The 12,816-nt window shown below is 42.5% G+C and carries 11 protein-coding genes; 4 read left to right on the top strand and 7 right to left on the bottom strand.

All coding sequences use genetic code 11. The annotated features are described in order from the left end of the window. The coding region (locus ACT3TU_RS01815; protein ID WP_444783986.1) for an Mpo1-like protein at positions 1-291 on the top strand (291 nt) is incomplete at its 5' end. A gap of 317 nt (positions 292-608) precedes the next feature. On the opposite strand, the gene ACT3TU_RS01810 is transcribed toward ACT3TU_RS01815, so the two are convergent. Then, the gene (locus ACT3TU_RS01810; RefSeq protein ID WP_192524145.1) at positions 609-1,748 is read right to left on the bottom strand and encodes a M14 family metallopeptidase; all 1,140 of its coding nucleotides are present in this window, start codon (positions 1,746-1,748) and stop codon (positions 609-611) included. A 589-nt stretch (positions 1,749-2,337) separates the two neighbouring features. On the opposite strand from ACT3TU_RS01810, the gene ACT3TU_RS01805 reads away from it, so the two are divergent. Then, entirely contained in the window at positions 2,338-3,177 is an 840-nt protein-coding gene (locus ACT3TU_RS01805) for a DUF5020 domain-containing protein (protein ID WP_318779309.1), read from the top strand. Positions 3,178-3,323: 146 nt separating this feature from the next. Here ACT3TU_RS01805 and moaC read toward each other — a convergent pair whose 3' ends face one another. From moaC to surE, 6 genes are all read right to left on the bottom strand, one after another. After that, a complete protein-coding gene (gene moaC / locus ACT3TU_RS01800) occupies positions 3,324-3,830 on the bottom strand; it encodes a cyclic pyranopterin monophosphate synthase MoaC (RefSeq protein ID WP_192524144.1) in 507 nt (168 codons plus the stop codon). A gap of 24 nt (positions 3,831-3,854) precedes the next feature. Beyond that, complete coding sequence (mobA, locus tag ACT3TU_RS01795) at positions 3,855-4,580, bottom strand: molybdenum cofactor guanylyltransferase (RefSeq protein WP_192524143.1); 726 nt, start codon at positions 4,578-4,580, stop codon at positions 3,855-3,857. A 157-nt stretch (positions 4,581-4,737) separates the two neighbouring features. Further along, entirely contained in the window at positions 4,738-6,033 is a 1,296-nt protein-coding gene (locus tag ACT3TU_RS01790) for a molybdopterin molybdotransferase MoeA (protein WP_192524142.1), read from the bottom strand. A gap of 321 nt (positions 6,034-6,354) precedes the next feature. Further along, entirely contained in the window at positions 6,355-7,671 is a 1,317-nt protein-coding gene (locus ACT3TU_RS01785) for a lytic murein transglycosylase (protein ID WP_192524141.1), read from the bottom strand. Between the two features lie 113 nt (positions 7,672-7,784). After that, positions 7,785-8,606 carry a LysM peptidoglycan-binding domain-containing M23 family metallopeptidase gene (locus ACT3TU_RS01780; protein ID WP_444783985.1) on the bottom strand — a complete coding sequence of 274 codons (822 nt, stop codon included), beginning with the start codon at positions 8,604-8,606 and terminating at the stop codon, positions 7,785-7,787. Positions 8,607-8,971: 365 nt separating this feature from the next. Next, complete coding sequence (gene surE, locus ACT3TU_RS01775; protein WP_192524139.1) at positions 8,972-9,823, bottom strand: 5'/3'-nucleotidase SurE; 852 nt, start codon at positions 9,821-9,823, stop codon at positions 8,972-8,974. 586 nt (positions 9,824-10,409) lie between these two features. On the opposite strand from surE, the gene ACT3TU_RS01770 reads away from it, so the two are divergent. Beyond that, entirely contained in the window at positions 10,410-10,844 is a 435-nt protein-coding gene (locus ACT3TU_RS01770; protein WP_192524138.1) for an MCR_0457 family protein, read from the top strand. Between the two features lie 603 nt (positions 10,845-11,447). Then, positions 11,448-12,614, top strand: a complete 1,167-nt coding sequence (locus ACT3TU_RS01765) for a D-alanyl-D-alanine carboxypeptidase family protein (protein WP_192524137.1) — start codon at positions 11,448-11,450, stop codon at positions 12,612-12,614. Positions 12,615-12,816 lie beyond the last annotated feature (202 nt).

The following is a 12,816-nucleotide window of genomic DNA, read 5'->3' as shown; positions in this document are numbered from 1 at the left end:
GATGAGCATCAAAACATAGCTTGTCGTCGCTTACATTTTGCGGGCAGTACTTTTGGCCTATTGGGACTGGCAAAATCCGTCAAAAACCGTTCAGTAAAGCCTTTAATTAAAGGCATTGCTGCTGGGTATGCCTGTGCATGGGTGGGACATTTCTTCTTCGAAAAAAACAAACCAGCCACCTTCAAATACCCACTACAAAGCTTTGCTGGCGACATACGTATGTATGGCGATGTGTTACGCGGCAATCTAAGTTTAAAAGATAAAAAGCTTGATAAAGCGCGTCAAAAGTAAGTATAAGAAACAAACACGCTATAGTCGATTCAACTTAAAAAGAATACAGCGCTGCTGGGATGCTTGCTTTTAAATATAAGTTTCGCAGCCTATGGAGTGCAAAACGCACAGCAAGTAAGGAAAACCTATACCAGCAAAGTACCGTTTGACTGGTATAAGTTTTATACCAGTCACAAAAATTAGACTAGCAAGGAAAACAATGAAAATAGCACAGGTAATATCAAGATATTAGCCAGCTATTTGACGCAGTTTGGCAAGATTTAGCCATTTTTAGCCCATTGAGTTGATTTTGTTCAGATTGAGGACATGCCCTAGACCTACCGTAAATCATCAACAACCGCTAGCATAGCAATTAATGATGCGTCACCCAATTTCATAGAACGCTCAGGTGACCAGCCCGTAACCGCATCAGGCACATTATCGTTGTCTTTAAAGGGCATCTCTAAGGTATTTGCAAGGCAATCAAAACGCTCCGCCACCCAGTTAGTGGCTACCGTCATATTCGCTGTGCCAGGTGCATCAACGTCATAACCAAATTCAGACTGAAAATCAGCACTAGCGAGTTTCAATACGTCTGAAAACCTATCTCGTAGCTGTGCGAGGCGATCGTTGTAACTTGGCGTTCCTTGAGAGCCAGCCAGAAATACAAAAGGTAAGGCTTCATCACCATGTACATCATAAAATAGATCAACGCCAGTCTGCTCCATTTTATGGATCACATGAAACACTTCAGGGCTTTTTTCTAAACTTGGGCTTGACCATTCACGGTTTAGATTGGTGCCAACGGCATTAGTCCGTAGATGCCCGCGCACGCTACCATCGGGATTCATATTAGGCACAATATAAAAGTTAGCTTTATCTAGTAATAACTTAGCCGTGGCATTATCCTCATCTAACAAGCTGCGCATCAGACCGTCAACCAACCATTCAGCCATTGTTTCGCCAGGGTGCTGACGGGCTATAATCCAAATATTGCGTTTATTTGCATTATTATTGCTATCGCCATCCCCAATTTTAACTAGGGTTAAATCGCGCTTATCAAGCGTTTCTCCCAGATGTTCTAAACACGCTAACGGATGCATTTGTACCGTTGCCAATAAATCTTGATGTTGCTCATAACTATAAGGGGCAAAATAAGCAATTTGAATGCTTTCATAGTCCATATCTGCCACTATCGTTAACTTCCCATCTTTATAAGACGTAGGTAAACGAAACCAATGCTGACGATCATATGATGCCACTGCTTGGTAATTGTCCCATCCTTCGAGATAGGATGCCTCACCTGCATTAACAATATTGAGAACATACTGCTCTCCAATTTCAGCTTCCATACGAAAGTTGAACCATTGGAAAAACTCGCCGCCAAAGTCTGGGCAAATAGCCAATTGAATGTTTTTTTTATCTTCTACATTAATAACGTCAATATTACCGGCATCAAAATTAGCAGTGATACGCATAACTTCTCCTTAACTGATTTTTATGGTGTTGTAAAAAAATATTGCGATGTGAGTCAGGGCGTGCGCCAAAAAACAATATGACAGCCTAGCTTTAGATGCTAATACCAATATAACAAACTTAGATTATAAAGTTTAAATCAGTTTCGCCTCAGGTATCCATTTATTTGAGGTTTTTTTGTGTTTGTAAGTTTTCTGTTTTTATTTTTGATATTACAAAATTAATATTCCTGACCATTTAGTCAGTTATTTTTAATAGAATCATAAACTTAGCCAATATCAACAACTTAGAGAACTCAGATTTTCCTTATTTACAGAAACTTTGTAGTTGTCAGGGCTTATTAAACATGCTTAACTGTTTCAAAGTGTTAATGATTGCTGCAGTAAATCATCAAAAGTGACAGATTTTGCAGCCTTTAAATATGCTTACATTGACAGTGTTTGTCTTAATAACTCTTTATTTTTATCGAAAGCTGACTCTACTTTTTCCTAGCATCATAGGCGCGTTTTGATAGGAAGTTAAAACTCGTTTGACATGCCATGACCGCAAAGCCTGCTAGGACCCAACCACTGTATATAAAGGAATACTACTGTGCGTTATAATTTATCTTCAAGCCTACCATTGACCACCAAATCGCCTAAGACTCTTAGCCGTAAATCTCTTTGTATCAAACCATTAGCGACCGCTGCTATTGCTATTGTAGCTTTGGGCGGTATGACTGGCGCTCATGCCAAAACCTTATTTAAAGACACCAGTGTTACTGTACTGCACGGTGGTAACTTTAAGCTGCTACCTGGCGACGTAGATGATCTAACAACAATGACACTAGAACACGCCTCTACGCATGATTGGGGTGGTGTATTCTTCTTCGTTGACCGTCATCAAGGTGGAAAATACGACGTTATAGATGGTGCAACTGGTGATGTTGTTGATACGAAAAGATATAAAGAAACTTTCGGTAAGTTTTCTCCTAAATTTAAAGTGGCAACATTTAACGACAGCTTTATCAAACAAGTCAACGTCGCGGGTGTTTATGAGTTCAGCTCAAACAGCACCGGTTTTGGTCAAGACAACTACTGGGCGGGTCTTGGCGTAGACTTAGACTTACCAATTCCTGGTATGAAGTACGCATCTGCGACCTTGTATCACTCCTTTAACGAAACGAAGCCTGATGACCAAAAAATCACGTTAACCGCTGCTTGGGAACGCGATAAAGTGTTGATTGATGGTTATGTTGATTTTGGTTTTAACAGTGATACGCTTGAAGATAATATTCACTTTAACCCACAAGTTAAGTACAACTTGCAAGAAGCGCTTGGCCTTGATAACCGTTTAGAAGTCGGTGGTGAGTACAGCTATTGGAAAAATAAATTTGGTGTCGATGGGGTCGACGAACATGCTGTTATGGCACTGGTAAAATACCACTTTTAAGCCGCGATTGACTTTAAAGTATCAATCAAAAAAACCCTCATTCAATGTAATATTGAATGAGGGTTTTTCTATGGTTAATTCACTCTAAAGCCGATACGATTGTCATAACCTGCTATGACTAACCATTAAAACAATCAACCACTACCTTAAGCATGGTTATAATCTGACTTGCCACCGGTTTTGTTTATTAGATGGATATTATCAATGGCGATGTCATGTGACAGTGCTTTGGTCATGTCGTAGATAGTTAGGCAAGCAACGCTAACAGCGGTTAACGCTTCCATCTCTACCCCTGTTTTATGTGTGACTTTTACGCTTGCGCTGACGGTAATCGCATTGAGTGCATCGTCATAAATGAAAGTCAGTCCGATTTTATCTAGCGGTAACGGATGACAAAGTGGAATAAGGTCGTGTGTACGCTTCGCTGCCATAATACCAGCGATATGCGCAGTCTGTGTGATACTGCCTTTTTTGGTCATGCCATCAGCAGCTTTGATTTGTGTATAGATATCACTCGGAAAACGAACTTGCCCAACAGCATGGGCTTCTCGGGTCGTTGTATGTTTGCCACTGACATCGACCATATGAATATCACCGTCACTGTCTAGGTGCGATAAAGTAGGCTGGGTTTTTTTCTGGCTATTGGTATTCATAGATAAACTCTCTCGATAACTTTTTTATAAATCACTTAAAGCGGTACATGCTCTTTTAAAATCTTCAGGAGTATTAAAATTGGTCAGATGCTGCCACTCGTTCATAAACGGCACACAATGCACAACAGGCTGAATAAATGACATCACTCTACGCTGACCACTATCAATATAGGCTCTTAAATCAGGCTCAATACTCAGACGGTAGAGCCCCAATAATGGATATAAATGGTTAGCATCTGTTAAGCAAATTATGTTTTTATCATCAGCCTGAGCAATGAAAGGTTGCAGTGTCTGCCACAAATCAGTAGCAGGTATCAAGCTATCACAGCTAATGACCAACAACCACGATGAATGCCTATTTTTTATAGTGATTGAGTCATCTAGATTTATCAGTGTCTGCAACGCAGATTCAATCGCTACTAACGCGCCGCCAGTATCAATCTCTTTGTCACTCCTTAGAGAGGTTGTGCTCTTTAAAGAGTGATAGTCAGCAATATGCAGAATAGGCGACTGGGGACTATGTAAGGCTACATTTGCATTGGTATTAAAGCCACGGCCATTATCTGCAATCATAATAGGTGGGTTTACATCAGCCACGTTTAAGCCGCGCGCATGACGGAGGTGATAGTCCAGCAAGTACTCACCTGTCGGTAGAGTGAGCTTGGCCTTGGGCGTGCCCATGCGTCTCGATGCACCGCCCGCCAAAACAACCACCCCAGCCAAGCTGTCTAAACCGTTTAAAGTATTCATTATGGCTCAATATTATTTATGATGAAAACACTTATGGTAAAATCAATTGTCAGGATGAACTCTCGTCTTCCTATCGCTATCAGACGCTAGGGCGTGTCCTCAATTCAAGCGATTGTATCTAAATGGGCTAAACAACCTAATGCTGGCACACACTAAGTCAAACATGCAGCCAAGGGAAAGGCTGTACTATCACCTGACTGTCTGCTGACACATTGCCACTGTCTTTATCCAAAACGATAAAGCAATTGGCGCGGCTAAGCTGTTTGATACGGTGCGACTGCTGACCTGATAGGCACTCAACTTGGTAATGACCAGACTTATTTTTTGACAATATCCCGCGCTGAAAATCTTTGCGACCGACGCTTTTTTTGACGTCATTGCTCAGCAATGCTTCGATACTCAGTTGCATGGGTCGCTCTGCCAACTCAGCACCTGACATCTGCCATAACGCTGGTATCACAAAATTTAGCGCACCAACGACGGTAGAGAGCGGGTTGCCCGGCAAACCAAAATATAATACTGGCTTATCAAGACCTTTATTTAGTTCACCAAAGACAAAAGGCTTACCCGGTTTCATCGCCACTTTATAGTGGTTAATCTGCCCTAACCTTTCAATCACAGTGGTCAAAAAATCATAATCGCCCACTGATACACCAGCCGTTGATATCAACACATCACAGTCTTGCATCGCTTGGCTAACGGCGGTAGTCGTCTGCTCTAAGTTATCGGGGATGATGCCATAATCACGAATGCTAATAGGCATATCTGATAGCAAGCTTTTAAGGGTTGGCGTATTGGAGTTATATATTTGCGCCAAGCTTTCAAGCTCATTGCCAATGGCAACCAATTCATCACCAGTCGCCAGTACACCTACCGTCAGTGGCTCGAATACCTCAACTTGGCTAACACCTAAGTTTGCCAGTAGGCTGATATCAGCAGGATTGATCCGCTTACCGACTTTTAAGACTGCTTCGCCCGCCTCAATCTCCTCGCCTTGCTTGCGAATATTGTTATCGACCTTAGCGGCCTGTAGTAGTGTAATAGCATAAGGCTGTGATTTATCGAGCGTATCTTTTATATCCGCAAAGTTGGTGTTCTCTTGCATGATGACCGTATCACAGTTATCAGGCACGACAGCGCCCGTAAAAATACGGACACCTTGTCCAGTTGTCAACTCACCAATATAGGCACTACCAGCCTGTGACTCTCCAACTATATCGATAACGCTTTCTTTTGATAAATCGCTACCCTGAGCAATCGCATAACCATCCATCGCGGATACATTTTGTCTTGGCACATCAAACGACGAGACAATTTCTTGCGCCAATATTTGATTACGACTATTGAGTAGCTCGCAGGTAGTAATTACTCTTTTTTGTAGCGGCCAGTCGTTAATATTATAATTGTCTATACGCAGCTGTATCGCAGACTGTAATGCTTCCATGGTAATCATAAAGGTACACTCTTTTAATCGTTTTATATTCGTATTTAAGGTTTGAAAAACCCTGTATTTAAAAAATCATTTTTAAAAGTACTATCTTTAAAAGTGCTGGCTTTAAAAACACCTTGTCTTTAAAAGTACTTTGTCTTCACTTTAAAAATGGCAAAAAAGCACCTTATCAAGGTGCTTTTTTATTGTGCTCATTGCTCATTAAAATGAAAGACATCGTCTTAATAAGCTCAGACAATTAAAGTACAGTAAAAGAACCTATCAGCCAGGCTGAAAACATGAATTAACAAAGCCAATACCAAAGATGAATGCCAACAACCTATTTCACCATGATGCTAACGAAGACGCACTACGCTGGGTGATAAAACCGTCTGGAGTCTGACCATTATCTGCCTGCCAGCGCTGGAATGCCTTACGTGTATTGGTACCAACGATACCATCAGCGCCTTTGGTATCATAGCCTGAATTGGTCAGACGTTGTTGCAAATTGCGCACTTGATTGGTCGATAATGGACGCTCATAGCGCGGCCATGATTTCTGCAAACCGCCTTGTCCCGCCAGCGCCTTACCCAATAAGCTAACTCCTAACGCATAACTTGACGAATTATTATAGACCTTTATTACATCAAAGTTCGGGCTGAGTAGCAGCACTGGGCCATCCTTGCCAGCTGGTAACCATAGCTCCATTTCTGTATTGGCATCCAAATAAACATCGGCTATCGTATCAACGCCCATCGCCGCCCATCTAGCAGCTGGTTGCTTAGTGCCAACAGCCGAATAATCAAATGAAGTAGGAACAGTCGCCTCATAAAACGGTGCTAGACCACGAACCCAGCCTGAGTTACTCAGATAATTGGCGGTAGAGGCCAAAGCATCGCTTGTTGACCACGGATTGCGATGACCATTACCATCACCGTCCACGCCATGTTGCAGCCAAGTATCGGGGATAAACTGAGTCTGACCCATACCGCCCGCCCAAGAGCCATCCAGCTGCGACCAAGACACATCACCGCGCTGTAATAACGTCGCCAATGATAACAATTGAGTTTCGGCAAATTTTTGGCGACGACCATCGTAGGCAAGGCTAGCCAGCGAGCTGGGTATGTTGCTATTACCCGTCACCGCACCATATGACGACTCCATGCCCCATATCGCCGCGATGATTTCTGCATTGACGCCATATTGCGATTCTAACTGCGATAAAAACGAGCGTTGCTCGGAAAATTTACGCTTACCCGTGCTCACGCGCCCATCAGATACGGCAGAGTCTACATATTCCCATGGCATCTTAGAAAACTCGGGCTGCCCTGAGTCAAGCGAGATAACTTGCTGATTTAGATAAGCCGAATCAAGTAGACGGCGGATAGTCTGAGCATCATAGCCTGACGACATCGCACGCGTCGAGAAGTCTGACTTCCAATCAGAAAAGCTACCATAGCTTGGCTTTGGTGTCGTTTGCGGTTTAACCACTGGTTTAACGACTGGCTTCGGTGTTGGTTTTACTTTAATGGTTTGGTTCTGAGTAATCTGAACGTTACCTTGACGCACAGGCTTGTTCGTCTTTTGCATCGCTTGCTGGCTCGTACACCCGACCATCACTAAGGCCGGAAAAAGTGCGATATATTGTTTTTTTAAAATCATAAAATTTCTCAAGTATGGATAAGTAGAGTGGCTCACTCAATAAAGCATTGTTAATAGCATCATCAAATTGAACACGCCATTGAAAATATGGCCTTAAATTTAACCTCCTAGATTTAACGCCCTAGTACTGCGCGTGGATCAATAGGATTGCCATTTAAACGTACTTGGAGTTCTAAGCCGACTTGATTGGTTTCACCGCTACTACCCATATTTGCAATACGTTGACCATGTTGCACTTGATCCCCTTCTTTGACGAGCAACTTGCTATTGTGTGCATAGGCAGTGATATAGTTATCGCTATGGCGAATCATAATCAGCTCGCCATATTCTGGTAGACCATTACCTGAGTAAAGTACCGTCCCAGATTGACTGGCAAGCACTGGATCGCCAACCTTACCAGCGAACCACATACCCATATTGCCAGCTGCTGCATCAAAATTGCGGGTCACTTGGTTGCGGCTCGGGTATTCATAACCTGATGTGGTGTTGGCAGTCACTTCGTACGCAGGATTTTGCGAGCTATTATTGGGCGCACTGTTTGTATTAGACGAAGTGTTTGCAGGAGGGGTATAAGTTGGCTGACGCTGGGCCGACGCGTTATAGCGGTTATTATTGGCTGTCGCCGCTTGTGTTCCTTGCCACAGTTTAAGCCATTGTCCGCTATAGATCGTATATTTACTGTCTAAGCCATTGAGCGAACCAATTTTACGGTAACTGAGGCGATAGCGCTCAGCAAGTTGACTGACCGTATCACCGCGTTGCACACGATGATAGTTAGGGACGCCTTGTGCGTTAGTAATAATCTTAGGACCCGCTTGGTTGGCTGATTGATAAGTCGGTTTGGTCGCACAACCCACCACAGTCAGGGTCGCTGCGCTCAGAGTGCCAATCAAAGCCGCTTTTGCAAGATGCGATCCAGTCGTAAGCTTTTTCATACAAGGTTCCTGTTCTTTATGTTACTCATCAATTTTTATGTTGCTTATCGGTTTTAAATTAATCAGAAGCACTTTGTGCCACTCACAAGCCTCTTAATGTTTTTCTGTACTTTATAATAGCCTAACAAACACCATTATCAATCATTTAACAGGCTATATCGTTGATTTACCTTTGTCTTTATAAAAAATCTATTTGGATTGTTTATACAGGGCGCGCCATCATTTAGGTTATGAAGCTTAAAGGGGGAGCTAGAAAAAATACCATGAATATAGGGGCTGTATAACATAAAACAATACGAAAGCAATACGATTGTAATAATGTGCTATTGGATCACACGCCATAGTTACTTATCTTATATAGTTACTTATAGCGCTAATGCTGATAGCGTCTCTAATGCTGCCGCTGGTGTGTGGTGCAGCCGTACCGGTGAGAGACTTATATAGCCTGCTGCTACGGCTTGGTCATCCGTCATTTTTGTGGTCAAAAAACCTGTCATCTGCTCTGGTGTTTTCTGATGAGGCGGCCATGGTTCAGGGACTTTATCTTTCAACACCTCATTTTGACGCTTGCGCAACGACAACCAATACGCATCTCGCCCGCGTGGATCGACCATATGGTGTACAGGCCGAGCTATCTGGCTGTGCCCCAACGCAGTGATTTTTCGACCCTTAATATCGTCGGTATTATCTACATTAGGAATATTAACGTTTAATACATGATAGGGCAAATTTTTGACTGCATCTAAAATTGGCGTTTCGGTAAATAGCTTGGCGATCTCATTTGCCGCCATTTGATAATCACTCACCTGCTCTTGGCCCTTGCCTTTTACCCCGCCGCCGACTAAGGAAGTCGCGATAGCTGGTATGCCAAATAGCTGTGCCGTGAGCGCGGCACCAAAGGTACCAGAAAACATAACGTCCTGACCCAAATTGGCGCCTGAGTTGATACCCGTAATTACGCAGTCAAAGCGTGTCTGACGATACAATTCATGCAAGGCTAAATAAATACAATCAGCGGGCGAGCCGTTAACGGCTATTGCACCAGAGGGTAATTGCTGCGTATGTAAGGGCTTAGAAACACTCAAAGCACTCGCACAGCCACTTTGTTCATCGTTTGGCGCGACGACCACCACGTCTCCGATAGATGATAGCGCCTGAGACAGCGCTAATAATCCTGGGGCATTTACACCATCATCATTACTAATTAAAAATTTCATCGTTATTCTCTATAACAAGCTCTCTATACCCTATACCAAGCTCTCTATATTAAGCTTTCTATACTCATAAATGACCGTCTGTCCACTTATCAGACTTATCCTCATAAAATTGCTATAATCAGAGCTGCTGATAGTGGGTTACTTATTGATAAACCCATCTTATTAATACCCATCTTATTAATAATAATCACCGTACTTTATTTCTGCTTAGATACTAGAGCGTGTTGAACCAACACAAACAGGTACTGCTCAAAAGAGCAAATGTAGGCGATTATACCTTAATAAAGCACCGACACGAACTCAGAATTTATCTGGCGATAAAAAATAAGGCTACGCCCTAGCAGCCTTATATTATCAAGCAGAAAACTAAATACTGAGCATTACGTTACAATAGACAACAACGCACAACAATATAAACTTATACTTTTATGCTGAGGCAACTTAGCCGTCTATGCTGCTGATATGTTGCTATAAGATAGCGTTGGCTCACAAGATATCTACACATAAACCAATATTTTATGTGACTTTTGTTTTTTTACCCATTAACATATGACCATTAAATAAAGATGAGCGAGTGTAATACTGAATGAATAATCAATCGATATTATCTATAGCTTCTGTGATAGCAAAGACCGCATCGAAAATTGGTCTGGCAGGACTGATAACGTCTGTTGCCATGCTGTCTCAAGCATCGTTTGCGGAAAGTAATCCTGCAACAACCATACCGCTAGATTTATCTGGCGTTAACATTACTAAGCATGAAATTGCGGTGATGCAAGTGCTGTCGGAGATATGCCCACCGATGCTTAGTGGTAATCAAAAACAGCGTTTTTATAAATCGTATAATGTCCAGCTACACGAGCTGATGCCGTCGTTAGAAGATCCAAAAGCAGCTATTCAATATCTGTCTACCCAGCAAGATTATCGTCAAATATTGCAAGGTATTCGTAGCTGGACGATGGGATTCTCAAAGCAAGAAAACAAAGCACTCTGCCAAGATTTAGCCGATGCTGAGTATTAATCGTAGGATCTGTAGTCGACGATGGGTAAGAATCGGTGTTGACGCTAGTTGGATAAAGCCCGTAATAATGAACAATAATAAAATAACGGCTCTATCTACTTTAAAACACTGGCTGCTTTAAAACGCTGAATTACCGCCCTCTAAAGATGGAGATATAAGCTTACTCGTTAAGCTTATATCATAAAAAAGCTTGCTGTAATCGCTTTCACATCACATAAGCGATTCAGCAGGCTTTTTTTGTGGCAATCCATTTAGGTGTCATCGAATCATTGTAGCGTCAGTCTACTATAAAAAATCTACGTTAAAAGACCTACGTTCAAAGTAGTGTTCCGCGGCTATTAACCCTACTACGCCCAAACATTTGATAAGTATTCACTTTTCTTTTCATCACCTCCTATTTTTTGCATTTATTGATTCCCCATCGGCTGGCATTTTGCTAAGATAAGGCGTTAATTTTATGTCTGTCGCTCAGTCGTTACTGCGCTCGTTTATATCTATTTTTCAACTTAATAGGTAAGACATGTGGTTGAAAACGGTGAATGAGGTTTGGTACTGGGCACAAGCGATAGATACATTTAGTTTCATGATGCGGTGTAACGATATATGACAGTAAAGCGCGTAAAAAACCAGCTTGTACAGCTGGTAGTTGGTGTTAGTATCTCTATGAGTGCAGTGATGGCGAGCGCAGCCATACAGCCGCCTGAGATGGACAATACCGCCTATGTATTGATGGATTACAATACTGGTGAAATCTTGGCACAAAAAAATGCCAATGAAGCTCTACCACCAGCATCTCTCACAAAAATGATGACCAGTTACATGATTGAGCAGCGCCTAGCATCGGGTGATCTCAAAGAGGACGAGCAGGTATTGATGAGTCAAAATGCTTGGTGCCGTGGTAGCAGCAGCCAGTCTTGCATGTATGTGCCCGTCAATAAAACGGCCAGTGTCATCGATATGCTACGCGGGATTATCATTCAATCTGGTAATGATGCCTCAAAAGCCATGGCTGAGCACATCGCTGGTAGCGAAGCGTCATTTGCTATCTTGATGAACGAGCAGGCGCAAAAAATTGGTATGGAAAACACCAATTTTGTCAACTCTACAGGCATGCCTGATGAAGGTCACCAGGCCTCAGCGTTAGATATGGCCAAGCTGGCACGAGCCATTATTAATAATAGCGGCGACTACTACAGCATTTATGCAGAAAAAGAGTTTACCTATAATGGTATTACGCAAGGTAACCGCAATGCCCTACTCGCTACCGACCCCACTGTCGATGGTTTAAAAACTGGCCATACTAATGCTGCCGGCTACTGCTTGGTCGCTTCGAGCAATCGTGAAGATATGCGCCTCATATCTGTGATTATGGGTACAAAAAGCCAGCAAGCTCGTGCTGATCAATCACGTGAATTACTGAATTGGGGTTTTGGTCATTTCACTACGGTTACCAAGGCACCAGCTGGGCAGTTCGTCAGTAAAGTACCTGTTTGGTTTGGCGAAGCCAAAGAAGTAGAGCTGACGACTGGCGATAATTTACAAATTCTAACGACCAAAACGCAAAAGAATAAAATCACTACTGTGATTGATATTCCTGAAAGCTTGGAAGCGCCCATCAAAAAAGGTCAAGAAATTGGCAAAATGATGGCGGTGATTGATGGAAAAGCAGTAGCGTCAGTGCCGGTCGTAGCGACTAGTGATATCGAGCAGTCAGGCTTTATGAGTCGTACTTGGCAGCGTGTGATGCGCTGGGTACAAAACCTGTTTTAAAAGTACAGTCTTTACTGAATAAAAAAAAGACGCCTTAAATTGGGCGTCTTTTTTATTGGATGGATATAAGGCAACCGAGTACAAATAGTATAGTTAAAATACTTTAAAAACGCTACGATACTGCTGGTATAGTTTTTTTGTAGCCTCTGTCTGCGTAGGCACAGCAAGCTAGAAAAAACGGTACCTGCAGTACGTGATGTAT

Origin of the sequence: Psychrobacter sp. AOP3-A1-26, from assembly GCF_052378235.1 — a bacterium.
GTDB lineage: Bacteria > Pseudomonadota > Gammaproteobacteria > Pseudomonadales > Moraxellaceae > Psychrobacter.
This window is presented reverse-complemented; position numbering and strand designations above follow the sequence as displayed.

Bases quoted from the DNA above. Each gene is read 5' to 3' on its own strand.
- ACT3TU_RS01810 (WP_192524145.1), bottom strand. From the start codon at position 1,748: ATGCGTATCACTGCTAATTTTGATGCCGGTAATATTGACGTTATTAAT.
- moaC (WP_192524144.1), bottom strand. From the start codon at position 3,830: ATGAATACCAATAGCCAGAAAAAAACCCAGCCTACTTTATCGCACCTA.
- mobA (WP_192524143.1), bottom strand. From the start codon at position 4,580: ATGAATACTTTAAACGGTTTAGACAGCTTGGCTGGGGTGGTTGTTTTG.
- ACT3TU_RS01790 (WP_192524142.1), bottom strand. From the start codon at position 6,033: ATGATTACCATGGAAGCATTACAGTCTGCGATACAGCTGCGTATAGAC.
- ACT3TU_RS01785 (WP_192524141.1), bottom strand. From the start codon at position 7,671: ATGATTTTAAAAAAACAATATATCGCACTTTTTCCGGCCTTAGTGATG.
- ACT3TU_RS01780 (WP_444783985.1), bottom strand. From the start codon at position 8,606: ATGAAAAAGCTTACGACTGGATCGCATCTTGCAAAAGCGGCTTTGATT.
- surE (WP_192524139.1), bottom strand. From the start codon at position 9,823: ATGAAATTTTTAATTAGTAATGATGATGGTGTAAATGCCCCAGGATTA.
- ACT3TU_RS01770 (WP_192524138.1), top strand. From the start codon at position 10,410: ATGAATAATCAATCGATATTATCTATAGCTTCTGTGATAGCAAAGACC.
- ACT3TU_RS01765 (WP_192524137.1), top strand. From the start codon at position 11,448: ATGACAGTAAAGCGCGTAAAAAACCAGCTTGTACAGCTGGTAGTTGGT.